Origin of the sequence: Nocardia sp. NPDC058176 (assembly GCF_042883805.1) — a bacterium.
In the GTDB taxonomy this organism is placed as follows: Bacteria; Actinomycetota; Actinomycetes; order Mycobacteriales; family Mycobacteriaceae; genus Nocardia.
The window spans coordinates 173,998-196,821 of the sequence record NZ_JBHVVA010000006.1; the positions used below are offsets into that span (position 1 = coordinate 173,998).

Genomic DNA, 22,824 nt, shown 5'->3' on the forward strand with positions numbered 1-22,824 from the left:
CTGCCACCATGCTCGAACTCAGAGTGATTTCCGCACTCACCGTGATTTCAAGACGTTGCCGAGAACCTCAGCTGCCGAAGCGGGCCAGGACGGAGCTGGCTTCCTGGGAGGCGGTGCCCTCCTGGGCCAGGTGGGTCATGGCCTCGGGGATCTCGCGGCCGTGGTGGGCCATGGCCTGGGCGTAGAGGCGGCCCGCGCGGTAGGAGGAGCGGACCAGGGGGCCTGCCATGACGCCGGCGAAGCCGAGGGACTCGGCGAACTTGGAGTGTTCGACGAACTCCTCGGGCTTGACCCAGCGGTCGACGGGGTGGTGCCGGGGGGACGGGCGCAGGTACTGGGTGATGGTGAGGATGTCGCAGCCCGCCTCGTGCAGGTCGCGCATGGCCGCGGTGACTTCTTCCGGGGTCTCGCCCATGCCGAGGATGAGGTTGGACTTGGTGACCAGGCCGACCTCGCGCGCGGCGGTGATGACGGCCAGGGAGCGCTCGTAGCGGAAGGCGGGGCGGATGCGCTTGAAGATGCGCGGGACCGTCTCCAGGTTGTGCGCGAGCACCTCGGGGCGCGAGGCGAAGACCTCGGCGAGCTGGTCGGGGTCGGCGTTGAAGTCGGGGATGAGCAGTTCGACGCCGGTGTTCGGGTTGAGCCGCTTGATGGCGTTGACGGTCTCGGCGTAGAGCCAGGCGCCGCCGTCGTCGAGGTCGTCGCGGGCCACGCCGGTGATGGTGGAGTAGCGCAGGCCCATGGCCTGGACGCTCTCGGCGACGCGGCGGGGCTCGTCGCGGTCGAGGGCGGCGGGCTTGCCGGTGTCGATCTGGCAGAAGTCGCAGCGCCGCGTGCACTGTTCACCACCGATGAGGAAGGTGGCCTCGCGGTCCTCCCAGCATTCGAAGATGTTGGGGCAGCCCGCTTCCTCGCACACGGTGTGCAGGCCTTCGCGCTTCACCAGGCCCTTGAGCTCGGTGTACTCCGGGCCCATGGTGGCGCGGGTGCGAATCCACTTGGGCTTGCGCTCGATCGGGGTCTCGGCATTGCGCGCCTCGATGCGCAGCAGCTTGCGTCCGGCGGGGGCAGAGGCGTCTACGGGGCTCACTGGACCGACTCTACGCTCGGGGCCTGCGCATTCGCCGGGCCGGTGGTGCGATCAATGTCATGGGGCCGAACGGGAATTTCGCCGTCGAGGGCGGCAACGATGGCGGCGGCGACGAGCGGCTCGAGCTCGGCGACGGTGACCTCGCGGCCCAGCTCACGGGTCAGCGTGGTGACGCCCGCGTCCTTGATGCCGCAGGGCACGATCGCCTGGAAACCGTCGAGGGCGGAATTGCAGTTCAGCGAGACGCCGTGCAGGGCGACCCCGCGCTGCACACGCACGCCGATCGCGGCGATCTTGCGTTCGGAGAACAACTCGGTGGCGGGCAGCCAGACGCCGGAGCGGCCCTCGACGCGACCGCACTCGACGCCGAGTCCGGTGACCACCTGGATCAGTGCCTCTTCCAGCCGCCGGACGTACTGCACGACGTCCACCGGCTCGGCCAGCCGGATGATCGGATAGCCGACCAGCTGACCTGGGCCGTGCCAGGTGATCTTGCCGCCGCGGTCGACCTGCACCACCGGACTGCCGTCGATCGGCAGATCATCGGCCTCGGTGCGGCGGCCCGCGGTGTAGACCGACGGGTGTTCGAGCAGGAACAGCCGGTCGGAGCCTTCGCCGGCGGCGCGCTGCTCGGCGGTCTGTCGTTGCAGTTCCCAGGCGGCGTGGTAATCGATGAGTCCGAGATTCTCGACCACGATCGGGGTCGAATCGAACCGTGCGGACGCGGTGGGGCGCGTGTTGTTCACGCCCTTGACGTTACGCCCACGGCCGGGATGTGGTGCAGGTCGGTCAGTGGGCGAATCAGGGTCGGGGACGATCTCCGCGCGCCCACCCGGTTCGTCAGCGCGGCCCGAGCCCGAACAGTCGCGCGAGCACCGGGACCCGCCCTGCGTAGTCGGTCGGGAGATAGCGTTCCCGGCTGGTGGTCCACGGCTGACCCGACTGCGGGTCGTATTCGCTCGGCATGGGCACCTCTCGGGGTGCGAAGGCCGTGAACCCCCGTGCGCGGCTGGTGTACACGGCCCGCCACAGGTGATCCTGGAAGGCGACCACGCCCGCGACGTCGCTGGCCGCGGCCGGACCACGGCGCGCGGCGACCTCGGCGGCGACGCCATCGGTGGACAGGTAGACCAGCGTTCCGTCGTCAGCGCGGGTCGGATCGATGGACACGACATCGCGCAGGCCGTACTCGGTCCGCAGCACCGAGGCGATCTCGGTCTGGGCGTACACCGGGATGTCGCGTCCGGCCCTGGCCGCGACGGTGGCCGCGGCGAGTGCCTCGTTCACCGGGCCGGGGTCGCCGACGGTCCGCTGCGGATCGACGCCCTCGGGGATCCGGTTACCGAAACTGAAGGCGATGAGCAGGGAGAAGTCCCGTGTCTCGGCGGTGGGCACGGTCCACAGGGCGGCCGGTTCCTCGATCGGCGGCGCCGCGGCGACCGGGCTCGCCGCGATGATCGGGAACGACAGTGCCGCCATCACGGCGACGAGTGCTCGACGCGTTCTCATCTGCTCGATGTTTCGGCAGCCGACCTGGGTCCGCAACCGGCGGCCGGGGATTTCATCCGCGGCCCCGCGCCTGTTCAGCGGTGGTTCATCGGCAGGGTCAGCTGCATGAGGGTCAAATCCATCCAGCGGCCGAATTTGTGGCCGACCTCGGGAAGCTCACCGACGGTACGGAAGCCGAAGCGTTCGTGCAGGGTGATGGACCCGGAGTTGCTCGACTCGATCGCGGCGACCATCACGTGCACGCGATGGGAATCGGTGGCGCGGGCGATCAGCGCGGTGAGCAGGGCGGTGGCGACGCCGCGGCGCTGGAAGCGGTCGTCGACGTAGACCGAGTTCTCCACGGTGAAGCGGTAACCGGTCTTGGGACGCCACTGACCGTAGGAGGCGTAACCGGCGACCTCGCCGTCGATCTCGGCGATCAGGATCGGCATGCCCGCGGCGGTGCGGTCGGCGAACCAGGTCTGGCGGTCGTCGAGGTCGACCTCGTCGGTGTCCCAGATCGCCGTCGACTCGGCGATATTGGTGTTGTGGATCGCCAGGACGGCGGGGAGGTCGGCCTTGTCGGCGTCGCGGATCAGCATCAGCGGTTCCCGGATCGACCGACGGCGGCGGCGAGCGCGGCGCCGATCGTCGGATGCTGGAAGGTGTATCCGGCCTGCTCCAGCGCGGCGGGGATGGCGCGGGGTCCGTGCAGGATGGCCTCGTCGGCGAACTCGCCGACCAGGGCACGCAGGGCGAAGCCGGGGACGATGAGTGGCGTCGGCCGGTGCAGGGCGCGGCCGAGCGCACGGTTGAACTCCGCGTTGGTCACCGGTGCGGGACCGGCGGCGTTGATCGGGCCCGACACCTCGGAATGGGTGAGGGCGAAGGCGATGGCGCCGACCTCGTCGGCGAGGGAGATCCACGGCGTGTATTGGCGGCCGCTGCCGAGCCGGCCGCCCAGTCCCAGCCAGTACAGCGGATGCAGCATGCTCAGCATCCCGCCGTTGGGGGCGAGGACCACCGCGCTGCGCACCAGCACGGTGCGCACGCCCGCGGCGGTGGCCGGTGCCGTCGCGGCTTCCCAGTCGCGACACAGCGTCGCCAGGAAACCCGTTCCGGCGGCGGCCGTCTCGTCGACGATCGCGTCACCGGTGTCGCCGCCGTAGTAGTGCGCGCCGCTGGCGTTGACCAGCGTCGGCACCCCCGCCGCGGCGACAGCGGTGGCCAGGACATCGGTGGGGGTTATGCGGCTGTCGCGCAATTCCTGCTTGTAGCCGCCGTTCCAGCGGCGACCGCCGATGCTCGCCCCGCACAGGTTCACCACCGCGTCGGCCCCGCGCAACGCCCGCTCGTCGAGCTGGGCGCGCGCGGGATCCCACGCGAATTCGTCCGGTGCGGCGGCCTCGCGCCGGACCAACCGGGACACCACGTGCCCGTCGCGGCGCAGGGCCGCGACGAGTGCTGTCCCGATCAGTCCGGACGAACCGGCGATCACCACCTGCATGGTCGGCGAATTCTCCGGCTACAGACCGAGATCGGCCTCGAACGCCGCCTCTTCCAGCCGGTTCTTGATGGTGGTGAGGAACCGGCCCGCGTCGGCGCCGTCGATGAGGCGATGATCGTAGGTCAGCGGCAGGTACACCATCGAGCGCACGCCGATGGACTCGTTACCGGTCTCGTCGGTCACCACCACCGGGCGCTTCTTGATCGCGCCGGTACCGAGCATGCCCGCCTGCGGCGGAACCAGGATCGGGGTGTCGAACAGCGCGCCCTCGGAGCCGATGTTGGTGATGGTGAAGGTGCCACCGGACAGCTCGTCGGGCTTGAGCCCACCGTTGCGGGCGCGGTTGGCGATGTCGGCGATCGCGCGGGCCAGCCCGGCCAGCGACAGGTCGCTGGCGTTGTGGATGACCGGCGAGAGCAGGCCCTGCTCGGTGTCGACCGCGATCCCCAGATGCACCGACGCGTGGTAGGTGATCTCCTTGGAATCCTCGTTGTAGGAGGCGTTCACGTTCGGGTGCACACCGAGCGCCTCGACCACGGCCTTGGCGAAGAACGGCAGGTACGTCAGGTTGACGCCCTCGCGCTCCTTGAACGAGACCTTGGCGAGCTGACGCAGATGCGCGATCTTGGTGACGTCGGCCTCGTGGACCTGGGTCAGCTGCGCGGTGGTCTGCAGCGATTCGCGCGTCTTGGTCGCGGTGATCTGGCGGATCCGGCTGGCCTTCTGCGTGGTGCCGGTGAGGGCGGCCAGCTTGGGCGCGGCGGTCGGCTTGGCGGGCGCCGACGCGGGTGCGGCGGCAGCGGCCGGAGCCGGGGCGGGTGCCTTCTTGGCCTCGGCGGCGGCGAGCACGTCCTGCTTGCGGATGCGGCCGCCGACACCGGAACCGGTGAGGGTCGACAGGTCGACGTTGTTCTCGTCGGCCAGCTTGCGCACCAGCGGGGTCACGTACGGGGTGCTGCTGCCGTTGGCGGAAGACGCCGGGGCAGGAGCGGACGCGGCCGGCGCCTTGGCCGGAGCGGGTGCCGGGGCCGGAGCGGGCGCAGGTGCGGGCGCCGGAGCAGGAGCTGCGGCGGCGGGAGCCGGAGCGGGCTCGGGTGCCTTGGCCGGAGCCGGCGCCGGAGCGGGCTCGGGAGCCGGAGCGGCGGCGGGCGAACCACTGCCGATCACACCCAGCTGACCACCCACGGCGACGATGTCGTCCTCCTGCGCGGAGATCTCGAGCAGCGTGCCCGCGACCGGCGAGGGGATCTCGGTGTCGACCTTGTCGGTGGACACCTCGAGCAGCGGCTCGTCGACGGCGACGCTGTCACCCACGGCCTTGAGCCAGCGGGTGACGGTGCCCTCGGTGACCGACTCGCCCAGTTCGGGCATGTTCACCGGGGTGCCATCGGCGGCGGACGCTGCGGCGGGTGCCGGTGCGGGTGCGGGTTCGGCGGGAGCCTGCGCGGCGGGCGCCGGTTCCGGCTCGGGGGCCGGTGCCGGTTCGGCGGCGGCGGGCTCGGCGGCGGGAGCGGGCGCGGCAGGGGCGGCTTCGCCCGCATCGCTGATCACGCCGAGCTCACCACCGACCTCGACGACGTCGTCTTCCTGCGCGACGATCTTCGACAGCACACCGGCGGTCGGCGACGGGATCTCGGTATCGACTTTGTCGGTGGAGACTTCGAGCAGCGGTTCGTCGACTTCGACCGTGTCTCCTTCCTGCTTCAGCCACCTGGTCACCGTTCCCTCGGTGACGCTCTCACCAAGAGCCGGCATCTGGACGGAGAAGGCCATAGTCCTCTGACTCCTCTGACTGTTCGACGGGTAATACAACAGTGCTTCGTCCCGGTGGACTCCCGTCGCGGGTCGCGGCGGACGTCCACCCCAACCTTCGCGGCGGGGCGCCCGGGATCGTTGGTTCTTGTTCCGGCAACCATCCTTGCACTCGCTCGCCGCGTGCGTAGCGCAGGGCGGCATTCCGGGCAGAGCTGGCACCATGGAATGTCCGGCGGTGAGCAGAATTCCGTCGGATGGCAGGAGGGCTGAGCCGATGGGTTTGCTGGATCGTTTCCGCGGTGGGCGCGGCAGGAGCAGGTCAGTCGCGCGCGACAGCGCATCGGAGGTGCGCGCGCTGGCCGACTGGGCGCGGTCCCGGCGCGGCGTCGAAGCGTTCATCGAACCGAAAACCACTGTGACCGATGTCACAGCCGTGTTGGTGGCCGTGGACGGCGAATGGACCCGCCGGATCGTCGGTGAGCGCGGCGCGCGCAAGCTGGCCGACGCGCTGAAGATCCCGGTCTACGACGTCAACAAGACCGGCTATCCCCAACGGATGCGCGACTTCGACGCCCGCCGCCGCATCGAGCAGCGGCGGGCCCGCGAAGCGGAGTTCGACGAGTGACTACTCCGCGCCGATCTCCTCGATCACCGTGATCAGCGTCCGCACCGGGACACCGGTACCGCCCTTGCCGATGTAGCCGAACGGCCCACCGGTGTTGTAGGCCGGACCCGCGACGTCCAGGTGCGCCCACTGCACGCCCTCGGGCACGAACTCCTTGAGGAACAGCGCCGCCGAGAGCATGCCGCCCCACCGGTGCGGGGCGACATTGGCCAGGTCGGCGACCTTGGAATTGAGGTCGGCGCGCAGTTCGGCGGGCAGCGGCATGGCCCAGCCGTTCTCGCCGACCGCGCGCGAGGTGGCGGCCACCCGATCGCGGAACTCCTCGGTGCCGAGCACGCCGGGGGTGCGGGTGCCCAGTGCCACCATCTGGGCGCCGGTGAGGGTGGCGACGTCGATCAGGTAGTCGGGCTCGTCCTCGCTCGCGCGCACGATGGCATCGGCCAGGATGAGCCTGCCCTCGGCATCGGTGTTGATGACCTCGACGGTGGTGCCGCCGTACTGGGTGAGCACGTCGCCGGGGCGCTGCGCGGTTGCCGACGGCATGTTCTCGGCCATCGGCACCGTCGCGGTGACGGTCACCGGCAGGCCGAGCCGGGCGGCCAGCAGGGTGGTCGCGATGACCGCCGCGGCGCCCGCCATGTCGGAGGTCATGTTCTCCATGTTGGCGGCGGGCTTGATCGAGATGCCGCCGGTGTCGAAGGTGATGCCCTTGCCGACCAGCGCGATCTTCTTCGGACCGCCCGCGTAGGTGATCCGCACCAGGCGCGGCGGGCGCGCGGAACCCTGACCGACGCCGACGATCCCGCCGTAACCGCCTGCGGCCAGCGCGGTCTCGTCGAGCACCTCGACCTCGAGCCCGGCGGCCTCGGCGAGCACGCGGGCCCGGTCGGCGAACTCGGCCGGGTAGAGCGCGCTCGGCGGGGTGTTCACGAAATCGCGGGCGGTGGCGACGGCTTCGGCGACGAGCTGGGCGCGCAGCAGCTCCAGCACGCCGAATTCCGGTTCGGGGACCAGCAGTTCGACGCGCACCACCGGCTGCTCGTCCGGCTTGGGGGCACTCTTGGTCGACTTGAAGGTGGTGAAGGTGTAGGCGCCGAGGTAGAAGCCCTCGGCCGCGGCGCCGAGGTCGATGCCGGACAGGGTGCTGGCGACGAGTTCGGTGCCGCTGAGCGCGCGCCCGGCCACGCCCGCGCTGCGCCGCACCTGCTCGGCGTCGAGTTTCTCGGCCGCGCCGAGCCCGACCGCGAGCACACTGGTGACGTTGTCCAGCCCGGCGGGGGCGGGCACCCTGGTCAGCTCCTCGGGCTTGCCCTTGGCGCCGACGGCGCCGAGGGCGTCGAGCAACTCCGCGCGGACCTCGGCGGTGAGGATGTCGCCGAACAGGTCGGCGGGCACGATGGCCGGGCCGTTCTCCGAGGAGGTCAACCCGATCACCAGGACGTCGGTATCCGGGGCGATGGTTTCGGTACGTGCCAGTTCCGGTCCGAGGGAACGATCTGCAACAGCGGTCATCGCCCCAGGTTATTCGGTGACCGGCCGGTGCCGCATCGCGACGCCGTCGAGCAGCAGTCCGATACCGGCGGTGAGCAGTTCGTCGAAGGACAGGTCGAGCTCGTCGAGTTCGCCGGTGAACACCCGGTGCAGGATGGGCCGGGTGCGCGGGTCGAGGAGTTCGGCGAGGTCGTCGGGCAGGTGGTCCGAGGCGGTGAGGGCGCGGGCGCCGATGTGGTCGCCGCGGTCGGTGCTCCACATCAGGGCAAGGCCCTGCACCATGCCCGAGTAGGCCAGGTAGATCGTGAGCGCCTGGGCGCTGGTCAGCTCGAGTTCGTCGAGGGCGGCGAAGGCGCGTTCGAGCGAGTCGAGCAGCGCCGGGCCCAGCGGTGGCCGGGTGCGGGCGAGCACGGTGAGCATCCAGGGGTGGCGGCGGTAGAGCTGCCATTCCGCTTCCGCTTCGACGGCCAGGCGCGCGTGCCAGTTCGGTGCCGGTGGGGGATCGGGGGTGTCGTCCATGGCCAGTTCGGCCATGGCGGCCAGGAGTGTCTCGCGGTCGGGGAAGTGCCGGTAGAGCGCGGCGGTGGCCACGCCGAGTTCGCTCGCCAGCCGGCGCATGGTGAGCCCGTCGAGGCCGTCCCGGTCGGCCAGGTCGACGGCGGTGCGGGTGATCAGGACGGCGGTGAGCCGGGCCGGCCGGGGGTGGCGCACGGGTGCGCGTCGATCGCGGCGGGCGCGATAGGCGCGACCCTGACACGAGCGCGAGCAGTAGCGGCGGGCACGCCCGCGTTCGGCCTGGACCACGTCACGTCCGCACTGCGCGCACCGGGTTGTTTTCCGCACACCAACCAGTGTGACGAAATAGTCGCTGTACCGCAGTACCGCTCCTAGATTGGCGATTGCACACACCGTTCACTCAGGAGGATTCATCATGCAGCCACAGGTGCGCAAAGCCGGGCCCGACGACCTCGCCGCGGTCACCGACGCCTTCGTCGCGGGCAGTCTCGACGAGGTGGTCAGCGCCTGGGTCCGGGGCGGCGACCCCGCGATGGACGAGGCGTACAAGACCACGATCGGCCCGCAGTTCGTGACGAAGGCGCTCGCCGAGGACGAGGTCTGGCTGGCCGGTACCGACGACGAGATCTGGGCGGTGTCGCTGTGGCAGGCGGTCACCTCCGCCGACCGTTTCCACGCCGAGGCCGCCGAGGCGCGCGCCTATCTCGACGCGGCGCCCGAGGTGGTGGCGCTGCAGCGGATGGTGGCGGTCTCGAGTCTGGTCGCCGAGGCGCATCCCCGCGAGTTCCCGCATCGCTATCTGCACGTCATCGTGACGGTGCCCGAACATCGCGGGAAGGGCGCGGGCGGCGCGATTCTGGCAGATCGGCTGAAGGCGTTCTCCGATGCCGGTGAGTCCGCGTTCCTCGAGGCCAGCACGGAGCGGTCCTCGCGGCTGTACGCCCGCAACGGTTTCGCGCTCGAGGGCGCGCCGATCGAACTGCCCGATGACGGCCCCACCCTGCTGCCCATGTGGTTCCGCGGCTGAGGCGCCCGACTCCGGCACGTCACGGCTGCGGGTGCACCGACTGCGCTGGCCGCGGCTGGCGCCCGCCGCAGCGGGTAGGCCCGGTTGTCGGAACCCGGCGGCGGGCAAACCTCGGTGACCGGGTTGCACCGGCGCCGATTCGGGATCGGCGTCCAGGGGCAATTGCGGAGCCAATACTGGCAATTACTGGACATTACTGGAACACCTGAATACGCTCGCGATCGTGACGGACTCGGCCGAGGAGCTGGAGGCGCGCATCGCGGGCCTGCGGGCCGAGGTGCGCCGGGCCGCCGCGACCGGCGATCGCGCCGGTGCGCGGCAGCTTCGCGCGGAGCTGCGCAAGGCCGAAACCGATTGGGACGCGGTCGTTCTCGGCTCCATCCCGGAGACACCCGAGTTCCCTGACCGGGCCGACGCCCCCGCGGTGCCGGTGCGCGAGCACGTGCACCGCGCGCTGACGCTGCTGTCGGTACCCTCCTCGCCGAAACTCGTGCTGGCCGTGCACGACGGCTTCTTCTCCGGCGAACTCGCCCCCGCCCGGCTCACCAGCCTGCGCCGCGACGAGGAGCGCTCCTTCCGGTCGGCGCCGTACGCCCGCCCCTATTACCTGTGCGCGGCGCTGACCACCGACCTGCTCGCCCCCGCGCGCGGGCTGATGGCGGTGAGTTCGTGGCCGCTCGAGCGGCGGATGATCGGTCCGCTGAGTCCCCGCGTCGACCTGTTGACCTCGGCAATCCGCCTGGCCGAACATCTTTCGGCGCAGCCTGCCACCGAACCGGCGGGGTTGCGCGTACTGTGGCGGCTCGCCGTGTCGATACCCGGGGTGAACAGCGCGCCGGATTCGCTGGACCCGGCGACGGTGCTCGCGGCCGCGCGGCGGGAGCTGGCGGTGCACGAGGACGACGACGCGCGAGCGCGGATCGCGGCCGCGCGCCGGGCGGCGGATCAGCTGGCCGATCCGGCCGCCCAACTATTCGGTGTTCGGCTCGGTGTAGCCGATCGGCGACGAATCGAGGTGGAATGAGCACTCTCGCAGCACAGTTGGACCAGTTGCGCGGCGATGCGCCCGCCACGCGGCACAATGCCCGCACCATCGCCGCGCTGACGGCCAATCCCGGCTGCGCCCGCCGCGCCCTGCTCGACGCGGCCGCCGTGGACAAGACCGTGATCGCCCAATCGCTCGGCTTCCCACCGCAGTTCGGTCAGTCCCAGTTCGCCATCACCCGCGGCAACGCCTTCGAGGCCATGGTGAAGGCGAACGGCTGCGCCGAGCTGCTGGCGCTGTTGCGCGACAAGCTCGGCCTCACGATTCCCGAAGTGGCCTACCACGATCTGAACTCGGTGGGCGAGAACACCGGCAACGCGGTGCGCTACCAGCGGACCAGGCAGTTGCTGAAGAGCACGATCGCCGCGGGCGACGGCACCCTGTTCGACCACCCGATGCTGCGCCTGGACATCGCGGGCGCCACCGCCTATCTCGAACCCGATGTCGTCGCCGTGCAGCTCGACGGCAAGTTCCATGTGGTCGAGATCAAGGCCTTCCCGGTGATCGACGGCCAGGCCGATCCGGCGCAGGTCGCGGCGGCGGCCCGCCAGTCCGCGGTGTACGTGATCGCGTTGCGCGAGTTGATGGCCGAGATCGGGGAATCACCGGAGCTGGTGTCGCACAATGTGATCCTGGTGTGCGCCAAGAACTTCACCAACCGCCCGACCGCCGAACTGGTCGACCTGCGCAAGCAGCTGGCCGTCGTCTCCCGCCAGCTCACCCGGCTCACCGCCATTCCCGAGCTGCTCGAGCTGCTGCCGCCTGCGGCGACCTTCGCGCCGGGGGAGGATCTGGAGAAGACCATCGCGGCCATCCCGGCGCGCTACGCCCCCGAGTGCATGTCGAGCTGCGAGCTGGCCTTCGCCTGCCGCGACGAGGCCCGCACCTGCGGTTCGGTGGACGCGCTCGGTCGCGGTGTGTGCGACGAGGTCGGCGGCATCGACAACATCCACACGGTCCTCGGCCTGGCCGACGGCACGCTGGAACCGGGTCCCGAGCACGCCGACATCACCGCCATGCTGCGCACCGCGCACCGCCTGCGGCTCGAGATCGCCGGATGAGCGTCCTGTCCGCGCTGGCCAAGGCCGAGGCAGTCCGCTCGGGTCGCGCGCAACCGACCGCGGCGCTGCGCCACCTGCACCTGGCCGAACGTCCGCTGGTCACCGTGCCGCTGCGGCTGGCCGGGGAGGCGGCGGCGCCCCTTGCCATCATGATCGGCACCGCGCGCGGTGATCAGAACGTGCTGATCGTGCCGCAGCCCCGCGACCGGGTGCTGCGGCTGCGGTTCATCGAAGAGCTGGCCGACGTGGTGCTGCCGTATCTCGCGTCGTTCCTGGCCGACACCGAGGAACTCACCAGCAAGGCGGGCGAGACCTACACCCGCTGCCTGGACGCACCCCAGCTGTGGACGCCCAACCCGGGCGGCGTGAGCTTCCTGAAACTGCTGGGCCGCTCGGTACGTTTCCACCGCACCGACGGCGACAACCCGGTACCGGCATCGATTCCGCTGCTCGGACGCTGGCTCACCTGGTTCGGTGACCGTGCCGAACATCCGGGCTCGGCGGTCCTGCCCGCGGTCACCGCGGTGCTCTCGGCGCACTGGGCCTCGGGCCAGTCCTCGCTCGAGGACGGCAATCTCGCCGCCCTGCTCGGGTGGATCGATCCGCCGCCCGGCCTCACCGGCGCCGAAGCCGCCGCCCTGGCCGAGGACCCGCTGCTGTCCCCGCCCGCGGGCCCGGCCACCGACCCGGGTTTCGACAACGAGGAACTGGCGCCGCTGATCGCCGCCTACAACGCCGCCGAGGACGAGAACGCCCGCGCGGTGGCGGCCGAACGGCTCGAACGCTCGCTGCGCGGACAGCTCGAACCCACCTGGCAGCTGATGTGGCGTGCCCTCGACCTGCTGCGCGCGCTCCCGCCGGGCGCCAGTGTCGAGAACCGCTGGACCGATGATCGCGGCGCGTTCTCCCGCTTCGCCGCCGAAGTGGCCGAAGGGATTCCGCAGGCCCGCCGCGATTCCGCGGTCCCGGCCGTGCGCAGGCTCCTGGCCCGCGAACGGGCGCTGGAGGCGCTGCAGGCCCAGTGCGCCTTCGACGATCCGCTGCGCATGCTCGAACACCGCGTCACCGGCGCGGCCTTCCGCGGCACCGTGGTGCACAGCGAACCGGATCGCGTCGACCGGTCGGGCTCGCGCCCCAAACTGCGTCCGCACATCCACCTGCGCACCACCGACCCGTTCGCCCCGGTTCCCGGCGAGGAACTGACCTGCGTGGAGCGTCCGAAGCAGACCGGTGTCGTCGTCGAGAGCGACGGTGACGCGATCGTGCTGGAACTGTCCGGCGGGATGGGCCGCAAACTCGTCCCCGATCCGGGCAGCGTTCCCGAACCCGGCGACGAACTCGGTTTCGCCCGCTTCAAACCCGCCGCCTTCAACGGCCAGCTGAATCTGCCCGCGCCCGAGGAGACCCCGTGGACGCACGGCGGTCCGCCGCCGGAGTGGACCCCGCCGCCCGCCGACGACGCGGGGGAGGACCTGCAATGACCACTCCGGACCAGGCCGTCGCCGGAATCCTCAGCGACCTGCGCGACGAGAGCCATCGCGCGATCGTCGTCGACTCACCGCCCGGCGCGGGCAAATCCACCCTCGTGGTCCGCGCGGCCCGGCAGCTCGCCGAGGACGACGAGCAGCGGATGATCGTCGCCCAGACCAACGAGCAGGTCGACGACCTCATCGACCGCCTCGCCACCGCCGACCCGGCCCTGCGCATCGGCCGCCTCTCCAGCGCCGCCTACGTCACCAGCGAGCGCGTCGACCAGCACGCCAACGTCCAGGTCGCCAAGCAGCCCGGCGACCTCGCCGAGCGCACCATCGTCATCGGCACGGCGGCCAAGTGGGCGACCATCACCGAGGGCAGCTGGTCGCACGCCATCATCGACGAGGCCTACCAGATGCGCTCGGACATGCTGCTGCGCATCGCGAACCGCTTCGACCGCGGCCTGTTCGTCGGCGACCCCGGCCAGCTCGACCCCTTCGCCACCGTCGAGACCGCGCGCTGGGCCGGACTCACCTGGGACCCGACCATGAGCGCGGTCAGCGTGATGCTCGCCAACAACGAGCACATCCCCACCCACCGGCTGCCGGTCTCCTGGCGCCTGCCCGCCACCGCCGCACCCGTGGTCTCGAAAGCCTTCTACCCCTTCACCACCTTCGAGTCCGGCACCGGATTCGGTGACCGCCGCATGGATTTCACCACCCGTGGGATGGGCGGCCCGGTCGACGCGGTGCTCGAGGAAGCCGCCGAATCCGGGTGGGGCTGGTACGAACTCCCGGCCCGGCACACCCTGCGCACCGACCGCGAAGCCGTGGCCGCGATCGCCGCGATCGCCGCGCGACTGATCGAACGCGGCGCGACAGCGCACTCCGAATCCGGCAGTCACCCGGTCACCACCGAACGGGTGGCCATCGGCACCGCCCACCGCGACCAGGCCGACGCCGTGCGCGCGGCCCTGCGCGGGACCGCGGCCGAACCCGTCACGGTCGACACCGCCAACCGCCTGCAAGGCCGCGAATACGACGTCACCCTGGTGCTGCATCCGCTCTCGGGCCGTCGCGACGCCAGCGCCTTCCACCTCGAGGCGGGCCGGCTGTGCGTGCTGGCCTCGCGGCACCGGCACGCCTGCATTCTCGTCGGCCGGGCCGGGATTCCGGAGCTGCTCGACGCGCATCCCTCGGCCGAACCGGTCCACCTCGGGGTCCCGGTGAAGTTCCCCGACGGCTGGGAAGCCAATCAGGCGGTGCTGACCCACCTGGCGGCGCATCGGGTCCGGGCGCGCGGGACGCTGTGAGTTTGCCCAGCGCACAGTAATTTTTGCGGGCGCGCGCGGGTACGAGTGGTCGGTTACTCTCTCGACCAATAAGCGTGCCCGCTGTGCTGCGGGAGCGGAAAGATTCCCCTGTGAAGATCTGGCGTACCGGCGTCCGCGGCCGCGTGAGCGTGCGGACCCGACTGCTGTCCATCGTGCTCATCTCCAGCGTCATGCTGCTGCTCACCGGCGGCGGCGCCGCGGTCTACCTGGTGAATTCGGCCAGGGAGTCGACCGAATGGGCGGAGCTGGCCAGCAGCACCACCGCGCCCGCCATTCTCATGGTGTCGGCCTTTCAGGAGGAGCGCAGGCTGTCGCTGCTGCGCCTGGCCGGTGACGCCTCGGCGGGACCGGCGCTGGGCACGGCCAGACAGCGCTCCGACGAGGCGCTGGCCGCGGTGATCGCCAAGGGCGACGCCGCGCGCGAACTCAACCCGGACGGTTCGGCCGAGGACATCGAGGGCTACAACCAGCTGTTCGCCATGGTGCCCACCGTCCGCGGTGGGGTCGACGCGCTCGGCATTCCGGCCGATCAGGTGTTCACCTTCTTCACCCAGGTGATCGGCACCATCATCGCCGCGTCCATGCTCGCCGCGCGGGTGGCGCCCACGGCCAAGATCGGCATCGAATTGGGTTATGCCGTCGAACAATTGCGGGCCGCCGAAGCGCTGTCGCAGGCCGACACCCTGGGGTCGGTGGCCCTGACGACCGGCGAATTCACCGGCGCCCAACTGGTCGATTTCGGTCGCCGGGTCGGTGAATTCCGCGGCGAGGCAGAGTATTCGGCCGCGGTGCTGAAGGGTGTGCGGCGCGCACAGCTCGACGAACTCGTCGCGAGCCCGCAGTGGCGGCAGGTGATCGCGATGCAGGACGCGCTGTTGTTGCGCGGCCCGGTCTCGCGCACCAGCGCGGACACCGACCTGCCGATGACCCTGGCGCAGTGGCAGGACGCCTCGCGTCAGGTCAACCTCGCGCTGCAGAAACTGTGGGAGGACCAGAGCGGTGACGCCCACGTCATCGCCCGGGAACAGGGCGAACGTGACACCGGTACCGCCCTGCTGGGCGGCGCGGTCGTCGCGCTGATCGCGGTGGTCGCCTTCCTGGTGGCGCTGGTCATGGCGAACCGGTTCATCGCCCGCATGCGCCGCCTGCGCCACGACACCCTGGAACTGGCCGACGAACGGCTACCGGAGCTGATGGGCCGGGTCGCCGCGGGCGAGAACGTCGACGCGAGTGCCGACGCGTCGCGGCTCGACTTCGGTTCCGACGAACTCGGGCAGGTGGCGGCGGCGTTCAACCGGGCCCATGTCGCCGCGGTGTCGGCCGCCGTCGCCGAGGCCCAGACCAGGGCGGGCATCAACACGGTGTTCCTCAACATCGCGCACCGCAGCCAGGTGGTGGTGCACCGGCAGCTGGCCCTGCTCGACCGCGCCGAACGCGACGAGGGCAACGCCGATCAGCTCGAATTGCTGTTCCAGCTCGACCATCTCGCGACCCGGACCCGGCGCAATGCCGAGAACCTCGTCATCCTCGGCGGGGAACAGCCGGGCAGGCGCTGGCGCAATCCGGTAGCGCTGCTGGAACTGGTGCGCGGCGCGATCGCGGAAAGCCTGGACTACACCAGGATCGAGGCCAAGCGGATGCCCGCGGTGCGCATCGCCAGCCACGCCGTCGCCGACGTGATCCACCTGCTCGCCGAGCTCATGGACAACGCGACCGCCTTCTCGCCCCCGGAATCCTATGTGGTCGTCTCGGGGGTGGTGGTCGGGCGCGGCGTGGCGGTCGAGATCATCGATCAGGGCCTCGGCATGCCGGAAGACGACCTGGCCGAGCGCAATGCGATGCTGGCCGATCCGCCCGCGTTCAGCGTGTCGACCCTGTCGGGCAGTTCCCGCCTCGGCCTGTTCGTGGTGGCCACGCTGGCGGGCCGGCACGGGATCTCGGTGCGGCTGGGGGAGTCGATCTACGGCGGCGTGCGGGCCGTGGTGCTGATCCCCTCGGCGCTGGCCAGGGCCGAGGATACGGAATCGGCGATCTCCGGTCAGTTCCCCGCCGTCGCGCCCCAGCCATGACCGACGAGCCCGAGCACTGGTACGAGGAGGACGCGGGCCCACTGGTGCGCCTCTACGCGGTGACCCGTGGTCGTGGCCGGGCACCACGGCGCGAGCTCGATCTCACGACCCTGCTGGTCGACGCCCGCACCGGCACGCGCCGCCCCGGACCTGAATACGACGCGATCGTCGACCTGTGCCGCGCCCCGCTGTCGGTGGCCGAGGTGTCGGCCCACCTGCACCTGCCGCTCACCCTGACCAAGGTGCTCATCGGCGACCTGCTCGACGACGGCCGGTTGACGGCCCGCGCACCCGAACCCACGGCGAGCGAACCGTCCACCGACCTGCACGTGTTGCGCGCGGTGCTGGCCGGTATCCGGCGCGTGCAGATCTAGCGCAGCTTCGCGGCCAGGCGCTTGGCGTTCATGTAGCCGATCGCCTCGATGGTGAGCATCGGATTGACCCCGGGCGCGGTCGGGAAGCTGGACCCGTCGGCCACCACGATGTTGGGCACCTCCCAGGTCGCGCCGTCGGGATCGGTCGCCGACAGTGCCGGAGTGCCGCCCATCCGCGCCGAACCCATGATGTGCAGCGCGCCGAGCGCACACTGACCGGGTCCGTATCCCGCCTTCTTCGTCGCGGCGTCGAACTCGGCGAGCGAGCCACGGGTCCCCGGCTCGAAGGAGATCCCGGCCTGGTGACCGGAGTAGATGCGTTGCGCGCCCGCCGCTTCCAGGATCGAGGCGGCGCCGACGATGCCGGTGTGCAGATGGGCGGCGTCGTAGTCGGAGAGCCGGTACTTCACCACCGGTTCGCCGCCGCGGTCGACCGAGACCGTGCCCGGATCGCGGTCGCGGGTGATGATGCCGATCGAGTTGGTGCGGGCGAAATCGAGCATGGTGGCGCGATGCTGGGCGGCACCGCGCCAGCTCATGAAGCCGGTGGCCAGACCGGGGTGCACCGGCCCGGTCTCGTAGATGACGCCGTAGCCGTTGCCGTCCAGATCGGCGTGGTGACGGCTGATCCGCGCCTGCAGCGCGCCCTCCCACGGCCGGATCTCCTCCTCGAAGACACCGAACACGGCCGCGGCCGGATGCAGCCGCAGGTGGCGGCCGATGTTCTTGTTGCGCAGTCCGGAGCGCTGCAACAGCGCGGGGGTCTGGATCGCGCCCGCGGCGACGACGACCGTCTTCGCGCGCACCGTGACCGGCACGCCCGCGCCGGTCACCGCCGAGACCGACTCGGCCCGGCCCGCCGTCACGACGATCTCGCGCACATCGGCGTCGACCACGAGCCGGGCACCGTGCCCGGCCGCGTCCGCGAGCCAGGTCTTGGTGACCGACTGCTTGGCGCCGACGCGACAGCCGTAACCGCAACGGCCGCATTCGATTCCGGCATCGCAGGAGTCGTCGACATTGCGGGGCAGGGTGTCGACGTCCCAGCCCAGGGCGCGGGCGCCGCGTTCGAGGATCCCGTCGCGGGCCGACAGCGGTGACTTGCGGTCGGTGACCCCGATGCGCTCGCTCACCGCGGTCAGGGCGTCACCGAACTCGTCGGTGGCGAACTGCGGCACGCCGGAATCGGCCCACTCGGCGCGCACCCGGTCCGGTGTCGGCAGGGAGGTACTCCAATTCACGACGGTGCCGCCGCCCAGACAGGTGCCCGCGACGAGGGTGATCTGGCCCTCCGCCGACGCGGCCGGTCCCGGCGCGTAGAGGCTGGTCAGCGCGTCGAGTTCGCCGTCGCCGAAGTCCCGGTCGTCGTAATAGCCGCCGCGTTCGAGCACCACCACGTCGAGACCGGCCTCGGCCAGCACCGCCGCCGCGGCGCCGCCACCGGCGCCCGAACCGACCACGACGACATCGCAGTCCAGCGTGGTCGGCTCGGTGAAACGCTGCGGTGACAGCGGCGGCTCGGGTGCCGACTCGAGCCGGCCCACCGGCCCCGGATAGCCGATCTCCTTCCACAGCGGATGCGTGCCGGTCGGGCCCGGGCTCACGTTGTAGGCCAGCAGCGAGGCCTGCTTGAGCGCCTGGAACACCGCCCTGACCGGCGCGAGACCGGAATCGGCGAGCCGCAGCAGCGCCGCCTCGCGCCGCTCCTGCGACAGCGTGGAGAACCGGCGGAAGCCGCGGCCGGTGGCCAGGCCGAAGCCGCGCGAATCCCACAGCCCGAGCAACATCGCCAGCTGCTTCTGCTCGGCTTCGCGGGGATTGCGGCCCAGGATCCGGAAGATCGTCTCGACCGTGCCCACCTCGGTCGCCGGTGGCAATCCGAGCCCGTCACCCGGCAGGAACGTGTCGCAGATCAAGCCCAGCGCAGCGCGCTGTTCTGCCGTTGGCTCCATGCGGAAACCACCCCTTCTAACTCTGGGTGATTTGTATCACGGGCCGCGCGACGGCGCTGGGCGTGAACAGCTTTCGGATCAGCCCATCGTGAACTGGACCGTTTTGCGGCTCGGCGTCGTCAGCTCGACATCGGTGGTGGCGGTGGCGCGCGGCATCGACCCGGTGGGCTGGGCGGTGAGCCGGTACCGGCCGGGCTGCAACCCGCGGAAGCTCACCTGGCCCTCGGTACCGGTGGACAGGTGCCGGTGGATGCTGTCACCGCACACATCCACACCGGTCAGCACGACCTTCCCACCCGCGATCGGCTTCCGTGTCCCCGCTTCGACGAGAACGGCGTCGATCTGGCCGACGGCCGCCGGGCTGTCGTCGCGTATCTGTAGCTCGTGTTGTCGCGTGTGGCCCGCTAGCTCGCAGCTCGAGGATTGCCTGACCGTGTCGCCGCTGCCCGGGTGCGCCGCCGCGGCGCCCACCCCCGCCCCGAGCAGAGCTGTTGCCGCCAATCCCATCGCCAAGCACTGTGAAACGACAAGCCGTGGCATCGCGCCGACTTCCTCCTGCTTCCTCGGTGACCGTGGATGTTGCTGAGGTATCGCTCGGGCGGCAACCTTACTGACGGGAATTCCGGCGCCGGATCGGGCGTTGTACAAACACGGTTGTGGCCGATCTGTGCGACCGCCGAGTCTCATGAAGGAGGACGCGTGACCGAAACCCGAAAGGCGATTCTGGCCGGTGGATGCTTCTGGGGAATGCAGGATCTGATCCGGCGTCAGCCCGGTGTGCTCTCGACCCGGGTGGGTTACACCGGGGGGAGCAACGATCACCCCACCTACCGCAATCACCCCGGGCATGCCGAGGCGGTCGAGATCGTCTACGACCCCGCGGCCACCGATTACCGGGCCCTGCTCGAGTTCCTGTTCCAGATCCACGATCCGACCACCAAGGATCGCCAGGGCAACGACATCGGGTCGAGCTATCGATCGGCGATCTTCTACCTCGACGAGGACCAGCGCCGCACCGCACTCGACACCATCGCCGATGTCGACGCCTCCGGCCTGTGGCCGGGCAAGGTCGTCACCGAGGTGACCCCGGCTGGCCCGTTCTGGGATGCCGAGCCCGAACACCAGGACTACCTGGTGCGCTACCCCGACGGCTACACCTGCCACTTCCCCCGCCCCGGCTGGAAGCTGCCGCGGCGGGAGAACGCGCAGGCGTAGGTCCGTAGGTCGTCCGGGCGGTCATCCCAGGTGGGGTGGCCGCCCGTCGCATGTGACGAGCCGCCACGAGCAGGGCGATGTGCCATGATCGGCAGTGTCGGCGTGACCGTGACGTCGGATCGGAATGACTCATATATCGGCGGCTCGGCCGTCGCGGACGATGAGGGGTGCGATTCGGATGACGTATGGACAGCAGCAACCCGGTTATCCCCCGGCGGGACCGAAACTCGGCGTCGGTGACGCTCTCGGTTACGCCTGGGACAAATTCAAGAACAACGCGGTGGTGTGGATCGCCATCGTTCTGATCGCGTTTCTGATCCAGCTGGCGCTCAATCTCATCTTCAGCGTCGGCAACAGCGGCGACACCGACTACAGCGACGGTGTCAGCTTCGGGTTCAGTGTCTGGGGATTCATCGGCACCATCGTGAGTACCGTCGTCGGCTATCTGATCTCGGCGGCGTTCGTGCGCGGCGCGTTGCACGAAATCGACGGGCACAAGCCGGGGTTCGGTTCGTTCTTCCAGTTCTCCCGGGTGGGCGCGGTGATCCTGGCCGGTCTGCTCGTCGGTGTGGCGACCGGCATCGGCCTGCTGCTGTGCATCCTGCCCGGTCTGGTCATCGCGTTCTTCACCTGGTGGACGATGCAGTTCGTGATCGACCGCGATCAGGACCCGGTCGCGGCGGTGAAATCCAGTTTCTCGGCGATCTCCAGCAACGCGGGTCCGCTGTTGCTGCTGGCGCTGGCCCTGTTCGGTATCAACGTCGTCGGCGCGCTGCTGTGCGGCCTCGGCCTGCTCGTGACGATCCCGCTGACGATCATCGCCTCGACCTACGCCTACCGGGTGGTCACCGGCGGACCGGTGGTCGGTGGGGCGGCTGTGCCGGAGCCGGGGTATCCGCAGTACGGCGGTCCGGCCGGTGGGTTCGGTGGACAGCCGGGTGGTCCGGGATACGGCGCACCCGGTTACGGCGGTCCCGCGGGGGATCCCGGCTACGGTGGGCCTGCCGGTGGTCCGGGTTATGGCGGCCCTGCCGGTGGTCCGGGTTATGGCGGGCCTGCGGGTGAGCCGGGCTATGGCGGCCCCGGTGGACCGGGCTACGGTGGTCCGCCCGCGAGCGGTCCGGGCGCCGGTGGACCCGGTTACGGCGGGACCCCAGGCGGTGGTCCCGGCTACGGCGACCAGGGGTACCCCGGCTACGGCGGTCCCGGTTCGAGCGAACCCGGCGAGCCCGATTCCGGTCCGGACCTGGGTAAGCCCAACGACCCGAGGCCCGACGACAACCGCTGAGCAACACCCGCGAGGGGCGTGCGATGACCACATCGCACGCCCCTCGCGTCTGTCTACTCGCAGCCGATACCGTCCCCGTCGCGGTCGAGACCGTAGTCGTCCGGTCCGATGACCTGCACGCGCCCGGTGTAGACCGGCCCGTTGCCACTGCCGCCTTCGCAGTCGACATCGCTGACGATGGGCAGGCAGGGGATGTAGGAGGAGTGGCACTTCGACGGCTGCGCGGTGGCGACGGCCGGGGTGGCGATCGCGAAGGCGAAGACGGCGACGGCGGCGGACCCGAGGGTCACGGCGTATTTCATGGAGCTCCGATCAGTTGTACAGCGGCGCACAGTGTTTCACGTCCGATCGGTTTGCTGGGAACCTACGTGTCGGTACCTGTCGGTAAGCTCGGGGCTTCATCGACAGGGGAGGGATTCGATGCGGGGGAAGTGGCGGTCGTGGTCGTGGTGGGTGCGCGGTGCGGTGGTCGTGCTGGTGCTGGTCGTCCTGGTGTCGCTGCCGGTGGTGGGCGTGGTGACGGCGTTGCTGGTGCACAACATCGGCACGCAGTCCGAGCAGGCGCGGACCAGGGGCAAGGACGCGATCTGGCTCGGGCACGCGTGGGTGGACGGGCGCCGGACCGACACCGACATCGACCGGCTGGCGGGGTTGCTGGCCGGTACCGGGATCCGGGATCTGTACGTGCACACCGGGCCGCTCGAACACGACGGGAGCCTGCGCGACGATCTGGCGCCACGCGCGCAATGGTTCGTCGACGCGGTGCACGCGAAGTTACCCGGCATCCGGGTGCAGTCGTGGCTCGGCGACATCGTGCAGCCCGAATTCGACGGCCTCGACGTGGAATCGGCGGCCTCGCGCGAGCGGGTGGTCGCCTCGGCGCGGCGGGTGCTGGCCTACGGGTTCGACGGGGTGCACTACGACCTCGAACCGATCCGCTCCGGGTCGCCCGGTTTCCTCGCGCTGCTGGATGCCACTCGGGCGGTGACCGCCGCGGCGGGGGTGCCGCTGTCGGTGTCGGCGCCGGTGATCGATCCGCTGCCGGGCCTGCACTCGGTGGGAATCGCGATCGCCGATCACGGAAAGTGGTGGAGCCAGGCATATTTCGCCGAGGTGGCGCGGCGGGCGGATCAGGTGGCGGTGATGTCCTATGACACGGCGATGCGGACGCAGGCACTGTACAGCGGGTATGTCGCGCAGCAGACCGAATTGGCGTTGGAGGTGACGCCGGCCGGGGTGGACCTGCTGATGGGGGCGCCCGCCTTCTGGGCCGATGATCCGGGACATCACGGGCCTTCCGAGACGGTGGCGGCTGCCGTGCGGGGGATCAGGTTGGGATTGACCCGGACGGATGTCGACAGGGCGAATTTCGGCGTCGCGCTGTACGTGGATTTCGCTGCTACGCCGCAGGATTGGGCCGACTACCGGGCGGGGTGGTGCCAGGTCGGATGAGCGGGGCACCTGCCCGCGTCGCCGTCGTGCGAGGCCGGGCGTGGCGTGGGTCGACCGCCTGGG

23 protein-coding genes are annotated in these 22,824 nt (G+C 70.6%); 11 read left to right on the plus strand and 12 right to left on the minus strand.

Annotated features, from left to right (window positions below; translation table 11 throughout):
* Positions 1-67: 67 nt before the first annotated feature.
* From lipA to sucB, 6 genes are all read right to left on the minus strand, one after another.
* Complete coding sequence (gene lipA, locus ACFVVM_RS27345) at positions 68-1,090, minus strand: lipoyl synthase (RefSeq protein ID WP_387623902.1); 1,023 nt, start codon at positions 1,088-1,090, stop codon at positions 68-70.
* Complete coding sequence (lipB, locus tag ACFVVM_RS27350; protein ID WP_387623904.1) at positions 1,087-1,836, minus strand: lipoyl(octanoyl) transferase LipB; 750 nt, start codon at positions 1,834-1,836, stop codon at positions 1,087-1,089. Before lipB ends, lipA begins: the two co-directional genes overlap by 4 nt.
* A gap of 94 nt (positions 1,837-1,930) precedes the next feature.
* Positions 1,931-2,599 (minus strand): hypothetical protein, encoded by a 669-nt coding sequence (locus ACFVVM_RS27355; RefSeq protein ID WP_387623907.1) that lies wholly within the window; start codon positions 2,597-2,599, stop codon positions 1,931-1,933.
* A gap of 74 nt (positions 2,600-2,673) precedes the next feature.
* On the minus strand, positions 2,674-3,180 hold the full coding sequence (locus ACFVVM_RS27360; protein WP_387623910.1) for a GNAT family N-acetyltransferase: 507 nt from the start codon (positions 3,178-3,180) through the stop codon (positions 2,674-2,676).
* Positions 3,180-4,085: a TIGR01777 family oxidoreductase gene (locus ACFVVM_RS27365; RefSeq protein WP_387623913.1), complete on the minus strand. Its 906-nt coding sequence runs from the start codon at positions 4,083-4,085 to the stop codon at positions 3,180-3,182. The genes ACFVVM_RS27360 and ACFVVM_RS27365 overlap by 1 nt, the downstream gene beginning before the upstream one ends.
* 18 nt (positions 4,086-4,103) lie before the next feature.
* On the minus strand, positions 4,104-5,858 hold the full coding sequence (sucB, locus tag ACFVVM_RS27370) for a 2-oxoglutarate dehydrogenase, E2 component, dihydrolipoamide succinyltransferase (protein WP_387623915.1): 1,755 nt from the start codon (positions 5,856-5,858) through the stop codon (positions 4,104-4,106).
* A 256-nt stretch (positions 5,859-6,114) separates the two neighbouring features.
* On the opposite strand from sucB, the gene ACFVVM_RS27375 reads away from it, so the two are divergent.
* On the plus strand, positions 6,115-6,465 hold the full coding sequence (locus tag ACFVVM_RS27375) for an oxidoreductase (protein ID WP_387623917.1): 351 nt from the start codon (positions 6,115-6,117) through the stop codon (positions 6,463-6,465).
* On the opposite strand, the gene ACFVVM_RS27380 is transcribed toward ACFVVM_RS27375, so the two are convergent.
* Together ACFVVM_RS27380 and ACFVVM_RS27385 are read right to left on the minus strand one after the other, a co-directional pair.
* Entirely contained in the window at positions 6,466-7,977 is a 1,512-nt protein-coding gene (locus tag ACFVVM_RS27380) for a leucyl aminopeptidase (RefSeq protein ID WP_387623920.1), read from the minus strand. It lies immediately after the preceding gene.
* Positions 7,978-7,986: 9 nt separating this feature from the next.
* Positions 7,987-8,799, minus strand: coding sequence for a TetR family transcriptional regulator (locus ACFVVM_RS27385; protein WP_387623922.1), 813 nt, complete (start codon positions 8,797-8,799; stop codon positions 7,987-7,989).
* An 88-nt stretch (positions 8,800-8,887) separates the two neighbouring features.
* Between ACFVVM_RS27385 and ACFVVM_RS27390 the strand changes: the two genes are divergently transcribed.
* From ACFVVM_RS27390 to ACFVVM_RS27420, 7 genes are all read left to right on the plus strand, one after another.
* Entirely contained in the window at positions 8,888-9,499 is a 612-nt protein-coding gene (locus ACFVVM_RS27390) for a GNAT family N-acetyltransferase (protein ID WP_387623925.1), read from the plus strand.
* 223 nt (positions 9,500-9,722) lie between these two features.
* Positions 9,723-10,523 (plus strand): hypothetical protein, encoded by an 801-nt coding sequence (locus ACFVVM_RS27395; RefSeq protein ID WP_387623928.1) that lies wholly within the window; start codon positions 9,723-9,725, stop codon positions 10,521-10,523.
* Positions 10,520-11,605: a hypothetical protein gene (locus ACFVVM_RS27400; RefSeq protein WP_387623931.1), complete on the plus strand. Its 1,086-nt coding sequence runs from the start codon at positions 10,520-10,522 to the stop codon at positions 11,603-11,605. Before ACFVVM_RS27395 ends, ACFVVM_RS27400 begins: the two co-directional genes overlap by 4 nt.
* Complete coding sequence (locus tag ACFVVM_RS27405) at positions 11,602-13,086, plus strand: hypothetical protein (protein ID WP_387623933.1); 1,485 nt, start codon at positions 11,602-11,604, stop codon at positions 13,084-13,086. Before ACFVVM_RS27400 ends, ACFVVM_RS27405 begins: the two co-directional genes overlap by 4 nt.
* Entirely contained in the window at positions 13,083-14,390 is a 1,308-nt protein-coding gene (locus ACFVVM_RS27410) for an AAA domain-containing protein (protein ID WP_387623936.1), read from the plus strand. The genes ACFVVM_RS27405 and ACFVVM_RS27410 overlap by 4 nt, the downstream gene beginning before the upstream one ends.
* A gap of 110 nt (positions 14,391-14,500) precedes the next feature.
* Entirely contained in the window at positions 14,501-16,480 is a 1,980-nt protein-coding gene (locus ACFVVM_RS27415) for a nitrate- and nitrite sensing domain-containing protein (RefSeq protein ID WP_387623938.1), read from the plus strand.
* The gene (locus tag ACFVVM_RS27420) at positions 16,477-16,854 is read left to right on the plus strand and encodes a DUF742 domain-containing protein (protein ID WP_387623941.1); all 378 of its coding nucleotides are present in this window, start codon (positions 16,477-16,479) and stop codon (positions 16,852-16,854) included. The genes ACFVVM_RS27415 and ACFVVM_RS27420 overlap by 4 nt, the downstream gene beginning before the upstream one ends.
* Here the strand turns inward: ACFVVM_RS27420 and ACFVVM_RS27425 are convergent.
* Both ACFVVM_RS27425 and ACFVVM_RS27430 read right to left on the minus strand, forming a co-directional pair.
* Positions 16,851-18,806: a GMC family oxidoreductase N-terminal domain-containing protein gene (locus ACFVVM_RS27425; RefSeq protein WP_387623944.1), complete on the minus strand. Its 1,956-nt coding sequence runs from the start codon at positions 18,804-18,806 to the stop codon at positions 16,851-16,853. The genes ACFVVM_RS27420 and ACFVVM_RS27425 overlap by 4 nt on opposite strands.
* Positions 18,807-18,884: 78 nt before the next feature.
* Positions 18,885-19,313 carry a carboxypeptidase-like regulatory domain-containing protein gene (locus ACFVVM_RS27430; protein ID WP_387623947.1) on the minus strand — a complete coding sequence of 143 codons (429 nt, stop codon included), beginning with the start codon at positions 19,311-19,313 and terminating at the stop codon, positions 18,885-18,887.
* Positions 19,314-19,505: 192 nt separating this feature from the next.
* Here ACFVVM_RS27430 and msrA point away from each other — a divergent pair, with 192 nt between their 5' ends.
* A complete protein-coding gene (msrA, locus tag ACFVVM_RS27435; protein ID WP_387623949.1) occupies positions 19,506-20,021 on the plus strand; it encodes a peptide-methionine (S)-S-oxide reductase MsrA in 516 nt (171 codons plus the stop codon).
* A gap of 21 nt (positions 20,022-20,042) precedes the next feature.
* On the opposite strand, the gene ACFVVM_RS27440 is transcribed toward msrA, so the two are convergent.
* Positions 20,043-20,147, minus strand: coding sequence for a hypothetical protein (locus ACFVVM_RS27440; protein WP_387624337.1), 105 nt, complete (start codon positions 20,145-20,147; stop codon positions 20,043-20,045).
* Between the two features lie 52 nt (positions 20,148-20,199).
* Between ACFVVM_RS27440 and ACFVVM_RS27445 the strand changes: the two genes are divergently transcribed.
* Entirely contained in the window at positions 20,200-21,309 is a 1,110-nt protein-coding gene (locus ACFVVM_RS27445) for a hypothetical protein (protein WP_387623951.1), read from the plus strand.
* Between the two features lie 53 nt (positions 21,310-21,362).
* On the opposite strand, the gene ACFVVM_RS27450 is transcribed toward ACFVVM_RS27445, so the two are convergent.
* Positions 21,363-21,611, minus strand: coding sequence for a hypothetical protein (locus tag ACFVVM_RS27450; RefSeq protein WP_387623953.1), 249 nt, complete (start codon positions 21,609-21,611; stop codon positions 21,363-21,365).
* Positions 21,612-21,729: 118 nt separating this feature from the next.
* Here ACFVVM_RS27450 and ACFVVM_RS27455 point away from each other — a divergent pair, with 118 nt between their 5' ends.
* Positions 21,730-22,761: a hypothetical protein gene (locus tag ACFVVM_RS27455; protein WP_387623956.1), complete on the plus strand. Its 1,032-nt coding sequence runs from the start codon at positions 21,730-21,732 to the stop codon at positions 22,759-22,761.
* Positions 22,762-22,824 lie beyond the last annotated feature (63 nt).